Below are 18,622 nucleotides of genomic sequence, written 5' to 3'. Positions count from 1 at the left end.
ATTAGTACAAAAATGACAGGCTATCGCCCTCACACCTGGTAAAATGGATGTAGACGGGTCGACTCATTGGCAATTTGAGTCGGTCGGTGGTTGATTAGTCGGCGGGGCCACGGGTTCGTAGTCGGTCAAACAGTTCGGGCCAGTCAAGATCCCGAGCGAATAGTTCGGCTTCGAGATTCCACGCCCACGGCGCCGCGTCGTCGGGATCAGGCTCTTTGAGCGCGGGTTCGAGTTCCTCGACAGTCCCACCGAATAACCGATCAGTCGGCATATCAGCATCAGCAGGCCAGTTTCCGTAGAAGTTGGCGCTCTTCTTTGCGGTCTTGAAGAACGCAAGCGTGAGCAGACGCTTCACCTCAGGATGCAGGTCTTTTCCGGTGTGGCCGACCGTGGCGAACACGTCGACGCCGATCTTGGCGAACCGCTTCGCCAGCGGGGTGAACTGGACGGCCACCTCTCGGCTATGAGTTCGCGCGTCGAAGTGCGTCGAGCCTTCGTCGATGAAAACGAACTTCGGTCGCTCCCGGTGTTTGAGACAGGTCACGGCGAGATCGTGGGCGCTGGTGACGAGTTCGTCCGTGCCGGGCCAACTGCGCGAGTTCGAGACCACCAGGAGATCGTCGACGGTCGCCCGTCGGAGTTCGGCCAGCAGCGCGACGAGGTTCGTCTTCCCGGTGTTCGGGTTTCCGGCGCCGCCGATGAAGGCCGTCGCGTCATTGTTGTCCATCGCCGCGTTCAGTTGGAGCGGCAGTCGGAGCGACGAGCCGTCGAGTTCGCGTTCGGTCACACCGACGAGATAGGAAAGCGCGGTGGCGTCGCCCTCGCTAACTGCGCGGGACGCTGCGCCCGAGGCAATCGTCGCCTCTGACGCAGCTGCAAGTCTCGACGACGACCAGTCTTCCTCGATTGTGGATTCGAGAAACGACAGGTGTTTGCTCGTACTGTCGTCGACGGGGAGTCCGGCGTGATCGAGCAGGCGCCGGTCACCGTCGAGATCGCCAGCGACCTGTTCGTACAGCTTGGCCGCGGTGAACAGTTCTTCGTTCAGATCAGGCATCGGATCGAACCACCTCCCAGTACGCTTCTATAGAGAGCGCAGAACCGCCAGCGACGAGTGCAGCATCAGCCGTCGCAGTATCGGTCAGAAACAGCACGAAGCAGGCGACGATCAGACCGTGCATCAGCGCGTCCTCGATGCCGGACATCAGTATCCGCGCCTCCGTTGGGCGTAGCGAGCGAGGTGGTAGGCCACGATCAGGAACGAGCCGGTCATGACGAACCAGCCGGCGGCGACCTCCTCGGCGAAGGTCATGGCGACGACCTCAGTCATCGGCGGATGCCTCCGGGCCGTTTTGGAAGCCGTCGAGATCATCGAAGCCGATATTCAACTCGTCTTCGTCGGGATTCTCTTCACGGACCTGCCGAATGCGGTCTTCGAGTCCGTACTGTTCGATGGCCGTCTCTATTTCGTCAGAGAGTGAATCGCCTTCGTCGGGAAGCGTCCAGCTTTCGAAGTTCGAGACGATCTGTCGGACGACATTTCGAGTGGCACGACGGACGATGCCGAACGCTTGGACCTCGATAGCGAACCCTCGCTTGGCGTCCTCTTCGAGCGATTCGCGGCACTCATGGACGACAGAGAGCGCCCGGAGCAGGTCACGGTCGGAGAACGTCCCGCGCCACGTTCCTTTGAGTGTCTGTTCGTTCAGGTCGACCTCACGGGCACAGGCGAGGTTCGGCGAGAGCCAGTCGAGTTTACCCTCAGTAACCTCCAGTTCTCGGAACTGTTGAGACGGCCACCTGAAGATAGCGCCTTTCTGGTAGCGGGCGTCGAGATCGACGACGTAGATCCAGTTCGGGTCCCACAGCCAGTCTTTCGCCTTTCCACCGACCCAGCGGCCGGCCGTCGGCGCGGCGATGGCGAAGGCGATGCCAACGACGTGGACCGGTCGCGGAATCGTGAAGTCCAGAATCTCGGCGGCGATGACGACTGAACCGGCCACGCCCGCGAGCAGGATCGGGGAAACAACGACGAACCACGTGAACACGCGAAACAGGGTCGAGTCTCGGGGAACGCGAGTTCCGGAGTCGTCGACCGTTTCGCGCCGATTGAGTGCGTCGTCAGTCTCGTACTCGTCGAGGGGAACGTCCTGGTCGTCGGCACTCATCGGCCGAGCCACCTCCAGACGAGGATACCGGAGATGTGGGCGGCGAACATCGCGCAGAAGATCAACAGGAACAGTTTGAACTCGAAGGTCATGCCAGCCGCTCACCTCGTTGATCGGCGCCGAGTTTGGCACGGGCGACGACGTAGAGAACAGCGAAGCCGACGCCGGAGGCGCCGCCGATGGCACCGTCTCGAACGTCCGAGCCGTCGAACGGACCGGATAGCAGGGATGCCGAACGGCCAGCTTCGAGATAGTGAACCGTTCCAGTCTCGGCGGAGCGAGACGAGAAGATCCAGACCCGCGCCCGACCGTCGGACTTGGGAACGTCGATACGGACGACCGTCTCGGCGTTGGGCTGGACGAACCGCTCTCTGTAGTTGACCGTTCCCGACGACTCGCCGGAACTCGACGATTCAGGGACTGCAGTCAGGGATACCGACTGGTAGGTGTCGGAGTGGAACGTGATGACGAACGTCCCTCCGCGGTAGGACCACTCGGTGATCTGCAGGGTCTTGTCGATCACGAGGGCAGCCGACGAGTTCGAGGGCGTGGCCGTGGTCGTTGGCGCCGGCGTCTCGGTTGCGTTCGTGTTCTCCTGTGCGACGACAGGCGCCGCAGTAGGGGCTATACAACTCAGTATCAGGATCATGGTAATTGCGTGTCTCATAAACGGAGGTTGTGATGTTACAGCGGTAGCCAGTCGATTCCGAACCCGGAGAGCAGATCGGCCACGGTCGCGTAGACCGGGACGCCGAGCGCAGTCACCCCGGCAGCGGCCAACACGAGTAGGCCGATCAGCAGTTTCGGGCGGAGCAAGAGCCAGATCATCGACGGCCCCTACCTTGACGACCACCTCCGTTCTGGGAGCCGAGGGCGATGGCGGCGGCGGCGACAGCGGCCAGCACGATTAGCATGGTGTTGCCACCGATGCCGCCGGAGCCCCCACCGGCTCCGCTGGAGGTTTCACGCTCCTCGATTTCGGCGCGAAGCGCTGTTAGTTGCTCCTGAACTTCTTTCAGTTCGCTCGCGTTTGCAGTTTTGTAGTTGTTGACTGTGGTGTTGACAGACGAGATCGACGAGCCATCTTGAGCGCGGATCGCCTCGATGGTGAAGGTCTCTCCCTCTGGTATGTCTACCTTGGTTCCGTCAGTCGTTGTGATGAACACAGGGCCGTCGATATTCGACGTGTTGTACGTCGAGTTCACCGACCACGAGCCACCGGGGACGTTGTGAGCCATGACGAGACCGGTGTAGGTCTGATTATCATAGCGCACGTCCATCGTGCCGGTTCCGTTCAGGTTCGGCGTATCGTAGCCCGAGAGAGCAAGCGCACCAACAGCGTCATACAGCGACGACGACTCATTAGTGCCGACAGTCCCGTACTCGAACATGGCAGTCTGCGACGAGATCACGTCGGAGGCGTTGATGTTGCCGGACTCGTAGTCGTCGTACGTCGCATTGACGTACGTTTGAACCTCAGCGACGAGGGAATCCCGCTTATTCTCGATCTCCGCGAATCGAGCGGTGTAGCCGGCGGCGTCTATCGCGGTTGTCTGATTGTACGCGGACGTAGGGGCATCTACGTAGATTTGATCCGGCGAGTAGCCGTTATTCGTGTCCGTCGTCAGACTAACCGTGTCCTCGGGGTTTCCGCTGAAGGTGCCACGGAGAACGCGGGCGTCGATGCTGGTCCCGTTGACCAGCGTGACGGTCCCGTTTTGGAACATCAGATCGTAGTCAGCGCCTAAGTCCTGACTGAAGAACCTCGGTTGATCGATGCCGCTCTCATTTTCAGCGGCGTCGTGGAGATACTGAACCCGATCAACGTGCACATTCCAGCGAGACGCGAGATTACGCTGTTTGACAGCGTAATACTCCTCGATGGCCTTTTCAGCCTCATACCGAGCCGTTGCTTGGGTCGAGCCGTTCTGATAGGCCTCAGCAATTGCGACCTGTGCCTTACTCCAAGCAACCGTTTCGGAGTCGTTGAGGTAGTTGTCGACAGTCTTGAAGTAAACATCCTCTTCGGCCTTCATCGTCGTCGCCTCCGAGTAGATGTCTACCTTGGTTTGTTCAGCATCTCCGCCGTCGATGCTGGGCGGATTACTGAAGTAATCTCCCACGCACAGAATACCCTCGGCTCCCGCTTTCAGGGGACTGACGAGGAATGCAACCTGACGGTCGAGCGGATTGCATTGCTCGGTGACCGATTGGGCCTGAGCCGGTTGGGACAACGGGCCAGCAACGCCAGCCGTCACGAGCAGGCAGGCGAGCAGCGCGGAGACAATACGAGATCGGTTCATCGTGGAATCACCTCACCGTGACCGTCCACGCCAAGATCGTGACGACGAACGCGATCTGGTAGCCAAGTGGGTCGCCAAGTTGCATGAGCAGGTCGGTGACTTCGGTGGTCAGATAGTCACCGAGGATCACGGCGAACCCGAGGCCGATCATCAGCTGCTCCCACGTCTCGTAGTATTCGAACGACTTGGTTTCGCTCGACAGGAGCGCGACCACGTACGTGGCGAGCGAGGCGATTGCCGCGTGTTCGGTGGTGAGTGTGTAGTTCGAAAGCCACACGAGTTCGACTGTTGCGATCCCACCGAACTGATAGAGGGATGCGACGGCGAACACGACCGACAGCATGGCCGGGATCGTGCGGATGTTCGCGTAGTTACTGACGAGTTCCGACGGTGAAGAGTGGTTCATCGCCATTAGGCGAACCTCACTTCAGTCGGGTTGTAGACAACTTCCTCACCGGTGTCGTCATCGGTGAACGATTCCTCTTCGTCCAGCTTGTGGATGCCCATCGTCGAGCCGACGACGAGCGAGGCGATCAGATCGTCCCGCTGGCTCCAGTTGAGGGAGTAGGGCCGACCCTCGATTTCGACCACTCCAGCGTTGCCTTCACCTCCTGCACCGGGATTGAATCCGGTGATCTCACCGACGAACTTCTCGCCGGTTTCAGGATTGATCCAGTCAGAGCCGGACGTTTCAGGGGTCGATTCTACCGGGTCGAGTTCGTCGAACGACGGGGTTTCGTTCGTTGACATACTACAATGAACTGTTATTCTAGACTAGACTTAAGCGGGCAATCTACCCGGGTGAAAGTGAAAATCAGGAGCGTGGAGGCCGGTCTACGAGCAGCACGTCATCAATGATTTCGAGATCGAGATGACGCCAACAGTTGAGGCATTCGACGAGGTGTCCGGCCATCGTATCTGGATCGTAGGTCGCAAAGTTGCACTTTCCACATCGCCACTTCGTTCGATCAGCGTCCTCCCTTCCGAGCTTCGTCTCACGCCGAATCTTTTCCCACGGCTTTCTGACGCAGATCATTTCGGGACCCCCGCCATCGCAGGCGACAGTATGCTCCTCACCGTTCACCTCGACACTCGTCAGGTTCCACGACGGTTCGGATGGATTCTCGAAGCCGACCACTTCATCCGGATCGGTCCCACGGCGCTCCTCTTCGAGCAGGTCCTCGACGAGATCGGGCGGCTCACCGATACGACCAGCGAGACGAGGCGCAGTAATCGACGGTTCGTGTTCCAGAATTCGGCGAATGTGTGAACGAACCCGAGTTCGTTTCAGCGATTCACCGAACGTCGCCGCGGAGTCAGCCGAAGGCCATCGCTCGCGCAGTTCCTCTTGACGCGACTGATCGTCCTCTTCTTGATCATCAATCTCGGCGTGGCCGCCGCGCGGGGGTAGGTCGCCATCGTGACCTTTGTCAGCGTCGAGTCGGGCGCGAGACAGCGTCTCTTGAGGTATATCGTGCGCCGACCCACACTCAGCACATTCTACGTGATGGTGGGCGCCGTCGGCCGCTTTCACGACCTCTCCCCCGTGATCGTGTTCCTGTTCCGTTTTCGGATCTTCGGCCCGCTGTCGACAGCGGTCAGCTTTCGCCGCGTGTTTCGCCGCGACCGAGCGCGAGATCGTGCGCGTGTTCGTCGCGTGTTTGACAGCCGCCCACGCTTGGTACTCCGTACTCCGTTCGAGCAGGTCCGTCGGCTGGATGGAACAGTACGACGCCACGTATGCGGCGATATCCTCCACGTCGTCGGGATCGAAGCACTCGACTGTTCCGACGGCATCGGGGTTTGCGTCCCAGTTCGGTACGTCGAGATCGTGGGCGTCGGGGCCGGCCGGTTCGCAGGCGTCGACGTGTTTCTCGACGACTTTCCGAAGGGCGCCCGGCGTGATCGAGCCGTCGACGACCAAGACGATGTGTTCGTGACCGTAGCAGGTATTCGTCCCGTGCGATCCTCGCTTTCCGGTGTGGGGTTCCTGCCGGCGGTCGTACTGCCAGTCTTCGCCGAGTTCGAAGCCGAGCGACCGCATGACGTTTCGGAGCGTATGATACACGTCCGACCAAGAGTCAGCGAGTGCCGCGTCGTGATCAGTTGGGGCGAGCCGGTCACCATCCGGCGTACTGGATGCCGACCGAGTGATGAGGCAGATCGTCGGATTTGCATACGACGGTTCTGTTTCCCCACCACTCGGCCGGGTTCCACCGGTCAGTTCACGGAGCCAGCCTTTCATCTGCGCGAAGTAGCGTTTCTGATAGCCCTCTGTCCAACGATTTTCAGACGGACGCGACCACTCGGTCCCGTCGTCGTGTTTGAAATTCAGCGTCGTATTCCGCATTCGTTCGTGCGATTCAAGCAAGTCCTCGACGGCCGCGCCCCAGGTCAGCGGGTCGATCCGACGAACCTCATTTACCGATTGCGAGTCTTCCATCGGAGACACCGTGTCGGTCGTCCGGGTGATATACTCGACCTCGACGAGCGAGCGTCGCAGGCGGCGGCCGTGGCGTCGAGTGAGCGGAAGCGATGACCGATTAGGAAACGTTCGGTCGAACTCTGCGGCTCGCTCCGAAGGGGTAGGTAACTCGTGAGTGGATTCGGGCAAGTTACCCGCCTCAGTCGGGGTTACAGAGTTAGTCCCGTTGGTGAGCCGAGAGCCGCCAGCCGGTTGTGAAGCTTCCTGACTCATCAGACCGAAGGCAAAGGTTCGTTCTGCAGGTGGTGACGGCCGTGGCGAACCGGTTCGACAGCGGTGAGGTTATCCGGTGTGTTAAGCCACGGAATCGGAATCTCGTGATGGACATGCCAGTCCGAGGGAAGGGCGTCGAGTCCGTGTTCAGCAACGAAAGTCAGCCGGTGAATGTAGACCGTGGCGTCGTCGTCACCAGCGCGACAGCGGACGTACTCGTACCCTTCCCCGGTGTGGTGGAGTGTCAAACCGGCATCAGTCATCACGGTCACCGTCCGCTGATTCGACTGAATCCCTCCGCGCGACGGTACGGCTTACCGGGCTGCCTGCCGGCGTAGCGGGCGGGCTGCCGGGCCGAGTCCGTTGCGTCGCGCTCCGGTCATGGTCACGACAACTCTCTCGTGACCGCCCCCCGGAGGGGGTCGGCTCCTCGGGTTGGGCTGGGAAGAAGGGATTTCCTGATTTCTCAGTCTCTTCGGGCAGGGATTCCGCGCCGGGTTCCGGGTCGACCCCCCATTGAGGGGGGATCGCTTCCGGTCCGGCGCTCGATGCACGGTCGAGATCGGGGATTTCGTAACAGGAACGACACTCGCGATTTTCTGTCCACGGTTTCCCGACGAGACTGATAGCATGACCGTTGCAGACAGAGCAGACGTATGCGACGGATTCGGGCCACGTCACAGGTAATCACCTCGAACCTGTGAGAGAGGTGGGTAGGTCGATGGGTTGCCATCGGTTCGGCAGACTGGACAGAGATCAGTACGGGGAGGATCACGCTCGACAATGCGAACTCCGCAGTCGTCGCAGAGGTATTCAGTCACGACGACCACCATCCCCGACGCGATTACGGAACTGATGAGCAGGGACGAACTCGACCGGGTAGGCCGTCGCCACGATCCGTCCGGAACCGACGGTGGTCCACTCTTCGACTATGAGTTTCGGGGGACCGCGGGCACCCGCAGGTGACTGACACTTGAACTTAGATTCGCCAGAATCGAACGATAAAACCGAATCGAGCAATTTCGGGCCGTAGAAGCGTTCTTCTACGGGTTCGGAAAGGTCACAAAACGAGTCTTCGTCAGATGGGCCCTGCCGGATTCGAACCAGCGATCACCCGGTGTCCCATGCCCGCGACGCGTATCGCGCCCACTATGAGCCGGGGGCTTTAACCAGACTAAGCTAAGGGCCCTCGTTCCCGTATCGACGGCCCGCCGTCTTGAACGTAGCGGACTCCCGGCTGTCGACCAAAAGGTTGAGTAGTGCCTTACGCATATAAGGGTCACAACAGCAATCGTCGACGGCGTCGGGATACGCTCCGTCGACGGTACCGTAGCCACCATCTCCCATGACAGATTCCCCCGTCTCCAACGCCGTTCTCGTCACCGTCGACTCCCTTCGGACCGACGCCATCGAACCGTACGGCGGCGAGTACGACACACCCACGCTCTCGGCGCTCGCCGAGCGGGGCACCGTCTTCGAGAATGCCTTCGCCCACGGCAACTGGACGCCGATGTCCTTCCCCTCGATTCTCGCCTCGCGCCCCGTCTTCGCCGACACGGGTCGCATCGGCGTCGACGGCGAGGACGTGACCACCCTCGCCGAACAGTTGCAGTCGGCAGGCGTCGCCACCGGCGGCTTCAACGCCGCCAACGGCTTCCTCACCGAACACTGGGGCTACGACGACGGCTTCGACGACTTCGACGCCTTCGTCGGCGGGAGCACCGACGGCCGCGCCGGCGAGTTCGTCGCCGCCCACCCGACGTGGGGCGCGTGGCTCCAACTGCTCACCTCGCCCTTTCGCCGCGCCGGGAACTTCCTGCGTGGCGGCGCGGACGACCAGCCCTTCACCGACGCGTCGCGGATGCTCGACACCGAGCGGGCGGCCACCTCCTTTATCGCCGAGACGGACGAACCCTTCTTCCTCTGGGTCCACTACATGGACGCCCACACGCCGTACGTCCCCGCCCCGCGATACCTTCGGGGCACCGACCGACGCGTCGGGAAGGTGCGCATGCTGGTCGCCCACGTCCGCACGGGCTTGGGGTGGTCGGTCGGCGACCGCACCCTCGCGGACCTCCGGACGCTGTATCAGGGCGCGGTGCGACAGGTCGACGCCAGTCTGGACCGACTGCTCGATTCCCTCGACGAGGCCGGCGTCGCCGACGATACCGCCGTCATTCTCGCCGGCGACCACGGCGAGGAGTTCATGGACCACGGCCACCTCGCTCACTACCCCAAGCTCTACGAGGAACTCGTCCACGTCCCCCTGATCGTCGACGTGCCGGGGATAGAGCCGCGACGCGTATCGGAACACGTCGGCCTCGACGCCGTCGCGCCGACGGTCTGTGACCTGCTCGGCGTCGCTCCGGCCGACGAGTGGGTCGGCGAGAGCCTCCTTCCGACGATTCGGGACGGCGTCGCGCCCCTCGACACCCCGGTGGTGACCGTCACCGTCCGCGGCGACGACGTGACCCAACAGCCCATCCCCCGATCGCTCGACGAGGGCGACCTGTTGGTGAGCGCCCGCGACGCCGACTGGACGTACATCCTGAACACGGAGACGGGAGCCGAGGAGCTGTACGACCGGCGGACGGACCCGATCGAGCAGTCGGATCGGTCGGCCGACGACGAGCCGACCGCCGCGGCCGCGCGCGAACACCTCCGGACAGTCGCCGAAGAGCACGCGTCGACGCTGGAGTCGGTCGAGCGCGAGGCGGGCGGCGACGGCGTCGACGACGACATCGAGACGAGACTGGAAGCGCTCGGGTATCGGTAGCCCCGAGGATGCTCCGGCGACTGCTGCGGGCGGTACTGGTCGGTCCCGAGGCGCCGCAACTTCGGCGGTTCTTCCTCGTCGGCGTGTTGGCCGCCGGCTTCCAGACCGCGCTGCTCGGCACGCTCGTCGAGTGGGGACGCGTCCAGTATCTGCTGGCCGCGGTCGTCTCCATCGAAATCACGATCATCCTCCAGTACGGCGTCAACAACCACTGGACGTTCCACGCCTCGCGCCATCAGGGTTGGCGCGAGTACGCCCAGGGTCTCTTGCGGACGAACGTCGTCCGGGGGACGGCCATTCCCATTCAGGTCGGCGTCCTGTACGCGCTCGTCTCGACGGCGGCCATCCCCTATCTGATCGCCAACGGCGTCGGCATCGTCGTCAGCGGCGTCTACCGGTACGTCCTCGACTCGCGGTGGACGTGGCAGTGAGCTACCAGTCGAGCCGCCGCTGCAGGAGCGTCGTCCCCCCGAACAGCCCCATCCCGAGCGCGAACAAGCAGGCGATGGCGGCGTACGTCAGCGTCGGCTGCAGGTTCCGCATCCCCTGGTTGACGAGGACGCCGAGGCCGCCGTTGGCGACGAACCACTCCGCGATGACGACGCCCGAGAGGCCGCTGACGAGCGAGAGCTTCACCCCGGCGACGACGGTCGGGAGCCCGTAGCGGAGGCGGACGGCCAGCCGCGCCCGGCGCGGGGCGTCCACCGAGTCGAGCAGCGACCGGTGACTCTCTGGGAGCGTCGTCAGCCCACTCGCCGTCGCGACGGCGATGGGGAAGAAGGTCGCGAGCCCGATCAGTACCGTCGCGGCGGTAAAGGAGATGCCGAGCCAGACGAGCAACAGGGGGGCGGCGACGATGGTCGGCGTCACGCGCGCGCCGACGAGGAACGGGCCGGCGACGGGCCGGGTTCGCGGGGCGAACGCGACGAGGGCGCCCACGAGGCCGCCGACCGTCGCGCCGAGCGCCCATCCCGCGGCGAGTTTCTGGAACGAGCCGACCGACGCGGTAAGGAACAGGCCGGGCGTCGCCAGCACCGACGCGGCGACGGCCGTCGGCGCGGGCAGGAACGCGTCCGCGTTCGGAACGGTGGCCGTCCCGGCCATCCAGACGCCGACGAGGGCGGCCAGGGCGACGGCGCCGAAACGGACCCGCTCCGGCGTCGACACGCCGTCCCCGCTTCGGGTCCCGAACCCGCTCGCGACGCCGTCCGACCCGTCGGTCCAGCGGACCCGCCGTTCGTAGCCCGCGACCAGGCCAAACAGCGTCAGGCCGAGGCCGACGATCAGCGCCACCTCGCCGAACAGGAGGGCGGTGTCGAGGTCCGCGGACGCCTGCAACACGGCGTGGCCGAGACCGCGCGACGACGCGAGGAACTCGGCGAGGAGGACGCCCTCGATCGCGAGCGGGGTGGCGATTTTCACGCCGGCGAAGACGCTCGGCAGCGCGTTCGGCAGGCGGATATGCCGGATGCGCGTCCACGTCGACGCCTCGACGGATCGCAGGAGGTCGAGTTGACTCGACGGCACCGACAGGAGACCGTCGAGGGTCGACACGGTGACGGGAAAGAAGGTGAGGATCGCTGCCATCAGGACCCGCGTCCCGAGCGTCGCGCCGAAGGCGACGATCAGGAGCGGCGCGATGGCGACGAGCGGCACGATCCGGATCGAGACGAGCAGCGGGTACACCGCGAGCCGCAGGCGCTTGGAGGCGGCCATGACGCCCGCGAACGCGACGCCGGCGCCGACGCCCGCGAGCCACCCGAGACCGATCTCGTACCCCGTGTACGCGAGGTGGCGAGTGACGTCGGCGCGGTTGCCGCGAATCGCCGCGAGCACCTCCGTCGGTGCGGGCAACAGGATGGTCGGGACGCCGGTGACGACCGTCGCCACCTGCCACGCGAGGACCGCGACCCCGAGGGAGACGGCGGCGATAGCTGGCCGGGAGAGGCTATCGAGCAACCGCCGTGCTGGAACGGGAACGCGGGCCGTCGACATTCAGACGGGGAGGTCGTAGTCGGTGGAGACCTGCGCGGCGTAGCTGCCGACGTAGTCGGTGTCCGTGTCGAGGTAGTCGTTGGTCCAGACGCCGTCGGCGGTCGTCCCCGACTCGATCACGTCGTTCTCCGCGAGGCTCGTGACCACGCGGTCCCAGGTGTCGGCACGCTGGTGGCCCCAGCCGTGTTCCCGGACCGTCTCGCTCAACACCAGGTTCTTGGCCGTATATTTCATCTTGAGCACCCCGATCTCCCGCGATTTCGACAGGCTCGGCCGCGCCTCGACCATCCGATCCATCGCGCCCTCGGGATCGTTCGACGCCCACGCCCAGCCGCGGGCGGTCGCGCGGAGGAAGCCACGGATGGCGTCTGGGTTCTCCGCGGCGTACTCCGGCCGGGTGAAGACGGTGCGACCGATTGCCGGCGTGTAGTTCGCCAGCCAGAGCATCGACGCGTCGTACCCCTTCCGCTGGAGGCCGAGCGAGTCGGAGAAGATGCCCACCGCGGCGTCGACGTTCCCCGAGAGGAGGTTGCTGGTCTGTTGCTCGACGCCGACGTTGACGAGTTCGACGTCCTCGCGGATACCCTCCTCCTCGAGGAGCATCTGGAGGTACGTCATCGTCTTGGCCGACTCGGCGACGACGGCGATCCGTTTGCCGGCGAGCTGTGACGGTTCGGTGAGCGTCCCCCCGAACTCCTCCTCGACCGTGTAGATGGCGGCGTTCGAGTCCTGAGCGCCGGCGTACGATCGGATGTCGAGATCACGGTTGCGCGCCTGCAACAGCGCGACGCCCGTCCCCAGTCCGAGATCCTGATTTCCGAGGCCGACCTGTTTCGCCGCGAACCCGCCGCCCTGCCCCGAGACGAGGTCGACGTTCAGCCCCTCCTTCTCGTAGAAGCCGTTCCGGTCGGCGACGAAGTAGCCCGCCTGCGTGGCGTTCGGCTTCCAGTTCAGGATGACGGAGAGATCGGTCGACTCCGTCGGCGTACTCGTCGCGCTCGCGCCCCCGCCGTCGCCGCTACCGCCCCCCGTCCCGCCGACACAGCCGGCGAGACCGAACACTGCCGTTGCACCTGCCGCCCCCAACATATCGCGCCGCGTCATGCGTTCCCGAGACATGCTTTGCAAAGGCGATAGGATGGTGGGTACTTAAACATTTCATCGTTATTTTTATTATATATCGGTGGTGCGTGGGCTCCGGGGGGCCGTCGGTGTGGTGGGTCCGGGCACACGACGCCGTCGCTCGGGGAGGAGTCGGTGGCGGAGAAGCACCGCCGCTCGCAGCGGGTGTCAGCGGTGAAGAAGCGCCGTCGCCAGGGCTCGAACCTGGGACCACCTCGTTAACAGCGAGGTGCTCTACCATCTGAGCTACGACGGCTCGGGTGGTGATAGTCGAACTCGGATGAAAGGGCTTTCGTTTTCACCCGCTCCCCGTCGGCCGGTCGCATGCCGTCGTGACGACGGGCCTTCGCCCGGGTGAGACGGTCCGACCGTGCGCTCGGCGACAGCCGGAACTGACTTACAACAGTCCGTCGGAGTGGTCGCCCATGAGCGACTTCGAGTCGGTCGTCGCGCGGGTGGCCGACCGTGTGACCCCGGACGCCGCCGAGCGCGAGCGGCTCCGGGCGGCCGTCGACGACCTGACCGCCCGGGTCCGTGACGCCGTCGCCGACCTCCCCGTCGACGCCGACGTGGTGCAGGTCGGGTCGACGGCCCGTGGGACGTGGCTCGCCGACGACCGCGACATCGACCTCTTCGTCCGCTTTCCGGCCGACCTCGCCCGCGCCGACCTGGAGCGACACGGACTCGCCGTCGGTCGCGCCGCCCTCCCCGACGGCCACGAGGAGTACGCCGAACACCCCTACGTCACCGGCGAGATCCGCGGGTTCGACGTGGACCTCGTGCCCTGTTACGACGTGGCCGACGCGGCGGCCATCCAGTCGGCAGTCGACCGCACCCCCTTCCACGACGCCTACTTGCAGGAACGCCTCGACGACGCCCTCGCCCGCGACGTACGCCTGTTCAAGGCCTTTCTCACCGGGATCGGTGCCTACGGGAGCGACCTCCGCACCCGCGGGTTCTCCGGCTACCTCTCCGAACTCCTCGTCCTCGAGTACGGCGGCTTCGAACCCCTCCTCCGCGCCGCCGCTGACTGGCACCCGCCGGTCCGTCTCGACCCCGAAGATCACGGGACGGCGACGTTCGACGACCCGCTGGTCGTCGTCGACCCGACCGACCCCGAGCGCAACGTCGCCGCCGTCTGCTCGGCCGAGAACGTCGCCCGCCTCCAGCATTACGCCCGCGAACTCCTCGATACCCCCCGCGAGGACCTCTTCGTCCCGAGCGATCCCGCTCCCCTCGACGCCGCCGCCGTCCGCGCCCACCTCGACCGCCGGGGGTCGACGCCCGTCGCCGTCGTCTTCGAGGCACCCGACCTCGTCGACGATCAGCTCTACCCCCAGCTCCGAAAGTCGCTCCACGGGGTCGCCGACGAACTCGACCGCCGGGGCTTCGCGCCGCTTCGCTCCGCGACCTTTGCCGCCGACCGCGCCGTCCTCCTCGTCGAACTCGCCGTCGGCGAACTCGCGAGCGTGGAGCGCCACGCCGGCCCGCCGGTCCACGTCCGCGAGCACGCGACCGGCTTCGCCGACGCCTACGCCGACCGCGACGTGTACGGTCCCTTCCTCGACGGCGACCGCTACGTCGTCGAACGGGACCGCGAGTTCACGACGCCCGCCGAGTTGCTCCGGAGCGACGCCCTCTTCGACGTGGCCCTCGGCGCCCACGTCGAGACGGCGCTCGACGACGGCTACGACCTGCTGATCGGCGACGAGATAGCGACTCTCGCCGACGACTTCGGCGTTCCACTCGCCCGGTACTTCGAGCCGACGCCCTAGTCCAGCCCGTGGATCGACCGCACCTCGTCGAGTAGCTCCGTCGTGTCGTCGGTCGGATCGCCGTCGTCCTCGACCGGCGCCCGACCGTCGAACGTCTCGTGGACCGTCGCGATGCTCTCCGAGAGCGTGTCGAGACCGTAGCCGCCCTCGAGGACGAACCCGAGGCCGGCGCCGACGTCGGCGGCCGTCCCCCGGACCCGATCGGTGAGGAGGGCGTACCCCTCGGTCGAGACGCGCATCCGCGAGATGGGGTCGTGGCGGTGGGCGTCGAAGCCGGCGCTCACGAGCAACAGGTCGGGATCGAAGCGGTCGAGGACGGGTTCGACCGCCCGCTCGCACACCCGCAGGTAGTCCGTGTCGCCCGCCCCGGCGCGGAGCGGGACGTTGAGCGTCGTCCCCTCGCCCGCCCCGGTACCCGTCTCCTCCACGTCGCCGGTGCCCGGATACAGTCCCTGTTCGTGGACCGAGACGTAGTAGACGTCCTCGCGGTCGTAGAAGATGTCCTGCGTGCCGTTACCGTGGTGGACGTCCCAGTCGAAGATGGCGACGCGGTCGGCGTCGCCGGCGTCGATGACGGCCTGTGCGGCCACGGCGGCGTTGTTGAAGAAACAGAAGCCCATCGCGTCGGCTTCGACGGCGTGGTGGCCCGGGGGGCGTCCGAGCGAGAACGGGGTCTCGCGGCCGTCGTCGCCCGCGAGGGCGCGTTCGGCCGCCCACTGTGCCAGTCCGGCGCTCGTGAGCGCGGCGTCCCACGTCCCCTCGGAGGCGACGGTGTCGGGATCCCACTCCCCGCCGCCGTCCGCGCAGAACTCACGGAGGTCGTCGACGTAGTCGGCGTCGTGGACGGCGGTGACGGCGTCGACCATCGCCGGGTCGGCGTCGACGTACTCGACGCCGTGCCGGCGGGCGAGCTGCTGGCGGATCGCCCGGAGTCGGTCGGCCGTCTCCGGATGCCGTTCGCCGGTGTCGTGGTCGAGACAGGTCTCGCTGTAGCCGAACTGCATCTATTCGAAGAGCGCGAAGTACGTCTCGATGTCCTCCGCCTGGATAGTTCGCCGGTCGGCGTGGTTGGCGAGGGTCGCCGCCGCCGCGGCGACGTTGTCGGCGTAATCCTCCAGGATGTCGGCGAGCGCGATCCGCGCATCCATCGAGACGCGGTAGTGCCCGTCGATTTCGAGGCGAGCGATGCGATCGACCGGCGCCACCGGGAGTTCGAGGTCGTCCCGATCGACCACCTGTTCGACGCCGAAGTCGGCGGCCATCAGCGTCTTTCGCCCGTCCGTCGTCGCCTGCTCGGCGGCGCCGACGGCGAGATCCGCCCCGTGGCGCTGGATACGGCGGGCGAGTTCCTCCGCCGCGCCCGCGCTCACCCGTAGCTCACCCGCGTTCCGACGGATGATCGTGTCTACCGGGGCGAACGGTAACTCGACACTCATACACCGATAGGCGTCCGTGGCGCGTATAATCCTTTCCGTCAGCGTGACCGAGACGCCGACGCCGGTGCCGGGCGGCCGGACTCCCCGAGACGGAGCCGAACGCGGGTCAGGTGGACGCGTTCCGTCGTGGTCACGACACGGCCCAGCGGTGCCGTCCGGTGGATAATGCCTCATTAGTCCGTGAAATAGTGGATTAACGCTCACAAAGTGGTTATTAGCTATGCGTATGTCCGACAGTGTTATCTCCGTCTCACTCGGGCGACCGGCAGTCGGCGGTGGTTCGACTCCACCGGTGGGCGTCCCCGAAAGGGGGTGGCACACATGCACGACGAATTCAACATCTCGCGGCGGAAGACGCTGGCCGCGCTCGGCACCATCGGCGCCGCCTCGGCGGGCGCTGGACTCGGGACGAGCGCGTACTTCAGCGACCAGGAGACGTTCCAGAACAACTCGCTCGTCGCGGGCGAGCTCGACCTCAAGGTCAGTTGGGACGAACACTACTCGGACTGGATGGGCGACGAAACCCAGTACGCGAGTATGCCCGAGGAGGGCGAGACGCCCGACCTCTCGCTGCCGGCAGCCGATCCGGGCGGGCGCCCCATCGAACTCGTCTTCTCGGACCGGGCGGCGTTCATGGACGCCACCCGACAGGAGCAGTTCCCCGAGGGCGGCCTCGGTGAGGAGGAAGACCCCTGCGAAGCGCTCGCCGACGTCGGCGACGACGACGTGGAGGCGCCGGTCATCACCGTCGACGACGTGAAACCCGGCGACTTCGGCGAAGTCACGTTCGACTTCGCCGCCTGTGACAACCCGGCGCTTCTCTGGATGAACGGCGGGCTGGTCGACGAGGCGGAGAACGGATTCACCGAACCCGAGGCCGACGACCCGGACGAGGACGGCGCGCAGGCGTCGCTGTGGCCGCTCGCGCTACTCGGGGCGGTGCCGGCGCTGGGTGGCGGCGACGGCGATGCGGTCGAGGCGACGAGTACGGACGGCGAGACGGACGCGACCGACGACACCAGCGACCGCCGATCGGCGCTCCGGAAGGGTGCCGCGGCGGCTGGTGCCGGGGCTGCCGGGCTGGCCGCCGCGTCGGAGGCGGCGTCGGCGGGCAGTTCGAAGGGTGGCGACGATCCGACCGATCCAGACGGACCGTACGACGTCGAAATCGACAACGGTACTCTGGACGTGACCGTCGGCGAACTCGGGTCCGGGACCAGCGTTCAGGGAGCGAACTGGTTTTTCACTGCCGGGGGCAGCACCGTTGGAACGTTGTACCGTGAGACGTACGGATTCCGGGACGGCACCGGACCCCACGTCGACGCGGAAAATAACGGCTCGCTCGTTTCCGGACAGGGGTTCCCCAGTAGCGTCAGCCCCGGAACCACCGCGTCGGGAGACGTAACGATCCCGGTCGAAACGCAGGGGGGGACGACCGTCACGCTGGAGGTCACCCGGAACGTCACACTCGATCCGAACGAACCGACGATTCGGGTCTCGTACGACGTGACGAATCCGGGTGGGAGCGGCGCGACGTTCGACGACCTCCGGCTCTCCCAGTACATCGACTACGATATCGGATCGATCAGCGACGATCAAGGAACGTACTTCCTCGACGAGAGTCGGGGCTGTGAGTTCATCTCCCAGAGCTCCAACCCGAACGATCCCGTCTTCGCCGGCTTCACCGGCAACCAGTTCAGTGTCAACCACGACCTTCGCCCGTATGGCACCTCCTCCAGCTTAGGTGAGGGCAACTTCCAATCGAGCGACATCGACTTCAACAACGACGATCAGTTCCCGGACTCGGGAACCGCGGACGTCACGCTTGCGATGGAGTGGAGTCTGGGGACGCTCGCGCCGGGTGAGACGGCGTCGCTGGAGACGGCATTCGTCTACAACGAGACGGAAGCCGAGTTCGAACAGGAACTGTGTGCGGAGAGCGTCGACCCCACCCCGTCCCCGGGCGGCCCCGAACTCGCCGACAAACTCCGTGCTCGCGCGTGGTACGACGACGGCGACAACGTCCACCAGGACGACGAGACGGTGTTCCTCGAAGGGTCGCTGCGGGACGTGCTGGACGCCCTCGCCTCGGGCAACGGCGTCCCCCTCTCGGGCAACGAACCGGCGCCCCAGGGCGGCGGCGCCGACACCAGTCGAGACTGCTACTCCGAAGCGCCCGACGTTCACTACGTCGCCTTCCAGTGGTGGCTCCCCATCGACCACGGCAACGAGGTGCAGGGTGACTCGGTCACCTTCGATCTCGGCTTCTACACCGAACAGTGCCGCCACAACGACGGCGCGGGCATGAACAACGAGGGCGTCGACCCGGACGAAGTCGATCCCTGATCC

Annotated in this window: 19 protein-coding genes and 2 tRNA genes; 4 read left to right on the top strand and 17 right to left on the bottom strand. The window is 65.2% G+C overall.

The window, feature by feature from the left end:
- Positions 1-94 precede the first annotated feature (94 nt).
- The 12 genes from DU484_RS01550 to DU484_RS01510 all read right to left on the bottom strand — a co-directional run bounded on the left by DU484_RS01550 (position 95) and on the right by DU484_RS01510 (position 8,358).
- On the bottom strand, positions 95-1,057 hold the full coding sequence (locus DU484_RS01550; RefSeq protein ID WP_114604918.1) for a hypothetical protein: 963 nt from the start codon (positions 1,055-1,057) through the stop codon (positions 95-97).
- Entirely contained in the window at positions 1,050-1,205 is a 156-nt protein-coding gene (locus DU484_RS19355; RefSeq protein WP_157969483.1) for a hypothetical protein, read from the bottom strand. Before DU484_RS19355 ends, DU484_RS01550 begins: the two co-directional genes overlap by 8 nt.
- A complete protein-coding gene (locus tag DU484_RS20225) occupies positions 1,205-1,330 on the bottom strand; it encodes a hypothetical protein (RefSeq protein WP_262342819.1) in 126 nt (41 codons plus the stop codon). Before DU484_RS20225 ends, DU484_RS19355 begins: the two co-directional genes overlap by 1 nt.
- A complete protein-coding gene (locus tag DU484_RS01545; RefSeq protein WP_114604917.1) occupies positions 1,323-2,168 on the bottom strand; it encodes a hypothetical protein in 846 nt (281 codons plus the stop codon). Before DU484_RS01545 ends, DU484_RS20225 begins: the two co-directional genes overlap by 8 nt.
- Before the next feature lie 88 nt (positions 2,169-2,256).
- The gene (locus tag DU484_RS01540; protein ID WP_157969482.1) at positions 2,257-2,691 is read right to left on the bottom strand and encodes a hypothetical protein; all 435 of its coding nucleotides are present in this window, start codon (positions 2,689-2,691) and stop codon (positions 2,257-2,259) included.
- Positions 2,692-2,852: 161 nt separating this feature from the next.
- Complete coding sequence (locus DU484_RS19350; RefSeq protein WP_157969481.1) at positions 2,853-2,996, bottom strand: hypothetical protein; 144 nt, start codon at positions 2,994-2,996, stop codon at positions 2,853-2,855.
- Positions 2,993-4,291, bottom strand: coding sequence for a hypothetical protein (locus DU484_RS01535; protein ID WP_157969480.1), 1,299 nt, complete (start codon positions 4,289-4,291; stop codon positions 2,993-2,995). Before DU484_RS01535 ends, DU484_RS19350 begins: the two co-directional genes overlap by 4 nt.
- 187 nt (positions 4,292-4,478) lie before the next feature.
- Positions 4,479-4,877, bottom strand: coding sequence for a hypothetical protein (locus tag DU484_RS01530; protein ID WP_114606690.1), 399 nt, complete (start codon positions 4,875-4,877; stop codon positions 4,479-4,481).
- A 5-nt stretch (positions 4,878-4,882) separates the two neighbouring features.
- A complete protein-coding gene (locus tag DU484_RS01525) occupies positions 4,883-5,221 on the bottom strand; it encodes a hypothetical protein (protein ID WP_114604914.1) in 339 nt (112 codons plus the stop codon).
- 64 nt (positions 5,222-5,285) lie between these two features.
- Complete coding sequence (locus DU484_RS01520; RefSeq protein ID WP_114604913.1) at positions 5,286-7,169, bottom strand: hypothetical protein; 1,884 nt, start codon at positions 7,167-7,169, stop codon at positions 5,286-5,288.
- Positions 7,169-7,432, bottom strand: a complete 264-nt coding sequence (locus DU484_RS01515) for a hypothetical protein (protein ID WP_114604912.1) — start codon at positions 7,430-7,432, stop codon at positions 7,169-7,171. Before DU484_RS01515 ends, DU484_RS01520 begins: the two co-directional genes overlap by 1 nt.
- A gap of 820 nt (positions 7,433-8,252) precedes the next feature.
- Positions 8,253-8,358 (bottom strand) — tRNA-Ile (locus DU484_RS01510).
- Between the two features lie 156 nt (positions 8,359-8,514).
- Between DU484_RS01510 and DU484_RS01505 the strand changes: the two genes are divergently transcribed.
- Positions 8,515-9,945: a sulfatase-like hydrolase/transferase gene (locus DU484_RS01505; RefSeq protein WP_114604911.1), complete on the top strand. Its 1,431-nt coding sequence runs from the start codon at positions 8,515-8,517 to the stop codon at positions 9,943-9,945.
- A gap of 8 nt (positions 9,946-9,953) precedes the next feature.
- On the top strand, positions 9,954-10,376 hold the full coding sequence (locus tag DU484_RS01500) for a GtrA family protein (protein ID WP_114584445.1): 423 nt from the start codon (positions 9,954-9,956) through the stop codon (positions 10,374-10,376).
- Between the two features lies 1 nt (position 10,377).
- Here DU484_RS01500 and DU484_RS01495 read toward each other — a convergent pair whose 3' ends face one another.
- The 3 genes from DU484_RS01495 to DU484_RS01485 all read right to left on the bottom strand — a co-directional run bounded on the left by DU484_RS01495 (position 10,378) and on the right by DU484_RS01485 (position 13,318).
- On the bottom strand, positions 10,378-11,940 hold the full coding sequence (locus DU484_RS01495) for an ABC transporter permease (protein WP_114604910.1): 1,563 nt from the start codon (positions 11,938-11,940) through the stop codon (positions 10,378-10,380).
- Complete coding sequence (locus DU484_RS01490; RefSeq protein ID WP_114604909.1) at positions 11,941-13,059, bottom strand: ABC transporter substrate-binding protein; 1,119 nt, start codon at positions 13,057-13,059, stop codon at positions 11,941-11,943.
- Between the two features lie 186 nt (positions 13,060-13,245).
- Positions 13,246-13,318, bottom strand: a tRNA-Asn gene (locus DU484_RS01485).
- A 169-nt stretch (positions 13,319-13,487) separates the two neighbouring features.
- Here DU484_RS01485 and cca point away from each other — a divergent pair.
- A complete protein-coding gene (cca, locus tag DU484_RS01480) occupies positions 13,488-14,837 on the top strand; it encodes a CCA tRNA nucleotidyltransferase (RefSeq protein ID WP_114604908.1) in 1,350 nt (449 codons plus the stop codon).
- Here the strand turns inward: cca and DU484_RS01475 are convergent.
- Both DU484_RS01475 and DU484_RS01470 read right to left on the bottom strand, forming a co-directional pair.
- The gene (locus tag DU484_RS01475; protein WP_114604907.1) at positions 14,834-15,841 is read right to left on the bottom strand and encodes a histone deacetylase family protein; all 1,008 of its coding nucleotides are present in this window, start codon (positions 15,839-15,841) and stop codon (positions 14,834-14,836) included. The genes cca and DU484_RS01475 overlap by 4 nt on opposite strands.
- Complete coding sequence (locus DU484_RS01470; protein WP_114584440.1) at positions 15,842-16,273, bottom strand: histone; 432 nt, start codon at positions 16,271-16,273, stop codon at positions 15,842-15,844.
- 321 nt (positions 16,274-16,594) lie between these two features.
- Here DU484_RS01470 and DU484_RS01465 point away from each other — a divergent pair, with 321 nt between their 5' ends.
- Entirely contained in the window at positions 16,595-18,619 is a 2,025-nt protein-coding gene (locus DU484_RS01465) for a SipW-dependent-type signal peptide-containing protein (protein WP_157969479.1), read from the top strand.
- The last annotated feature ends 3 nt before the right edge of the window (positions 18,620-18,622 follow it).

This window comes from Haloplanus rubicundus, from assembly GCF_003342675.1.
Taxonomy (GTDB): Archaea; Halobacteriota; Halobacteria; order Halobacteriales; family Haloferacaceae; genus Haloplanus; species Haloplanus rubicundus.
Note: the sequence above shows the minus strand (reverse complement) of the source record. Positions and strands in the feature narration are given on the sequence as shown.

Bases quoted from the DNA above. Each gene is read 5' to 3' on its own strand.
- DU484_RS19350 (WP_157969481.1), bottom strand. From the start codon at position 2,996: ATGATCTGGCTCTTGCTCCGCCCGAAACTGCTGATCGGCCTACTCGTG.
- DU484_RS01500 (WP_114584445.1), top strand. From the start codon at position 9,954: ATGCTCCGGCGACTGCTGCGGGCGGTACTGGTCGGTCCCGAGGCGCCG.
- DU484_RS01495 (WP_114604910.1), bottom strand. From the start codon at position 11,940: ATGTCGACGGCCCGCGTTCCCGTTCCAGCACGGCGGTTGCTCGATAGC.
- DU484_RS01470 (WP_114584440.1), bottom strand. From the start codon at position 16,273: ATGAGTGTCGAGTTACCGTTCGCCCCGGTAGACACGATCATCCGTCGG.
- DU484_RS19355 (WP_157969483.1), bottom strand. From the start codon at position 1,205: ATGTCCGGCATCGAGGACGCGCTGATGCACGGTCTGATCGTCGCCTGC.
- DU484_RS01550 (WP_114604918.1), bottom strand. From the start codon at position 1,057: ATGCCTGATCTGAACGAAGAACTGTTCACCGCGGCCAAGCTGTACGAA.
- DU484_RS01545 (WP_114604917.1), bottom strand. From the start codon at position 2,168: ATGAGTGCCGACGACCAGGACGTTCCCCTCGACGAGTACGAGACTGAC.
- DU484_RS01515 (WP_114604912.1), bottom strand. From the start codon at position 7,432: ATGACTGATGCCGGTTTGACACTCCACCACACCGGGGAAGGGTACGAG.
- DU484_RS01520 (WP_114604913.1), bottom strand. From the start codon at position 7,169: ATGAGTCAGGAAGCTTCACAACCGGCTGGCGGCTCTCGGCTCACCAAC.
- DU484_RS01530 (WP_114606690.1), bottom strand. From the start codon at position 4,877: ATGAACCACTCTTCACCGTCGGAACTCGTCAGTAACTACGCGAACATC.
- DU484_RS01475 (WP_114604907.1), bottom strand. From the start codon at position 15,841: ATGCAGTTCGGCTACAGCGAGACCTGTCTCGACCACGACACCGGCGAA.
- cca (WP_114604908.1), top strand. From the start codon at position 13,488: ATGAGCGACTTCGAGTCGGTCGTCGCGCGGGTGGCCGACCGTGTGACC.
- DU484_RS01525 (WP_114604914.1), bottom strand. From the start codon at position 5,221: ATGTCAACGAACGAAACCCCGTCGTTCGACGAACTCGACCCGGTAGAA.
- DU484_RS01505 (WP_114604911.1), top strand. From the start codon at position 8,515: ATGACAGATTCCCCCGTCTCCAACGCCGTTCTCGTCACCGTCGACTCC.
- DU484_RS20225 (WP_262342819.1), bottom strand. From the start codon at position 1,330: ATGACTGAGGTCGTCGCCATGACCTTCGCCGAGGAGGTCGCCGCCGGC.
- DU484_RS01490 (WP_114604909.1), bottom strand. From the start codon at position 13,059: ATGTCTCGGGAACGCATGACGCGGCGCGATATGTTGGGGGCGGCAGGT.
- DU484_RS01465 (WP_157969479.1), top strand. From the start codon at position 16,595: ATGCACGACGAATTCAACATCTCGCGGCGGAAGACGCTGGCCGCGCTC.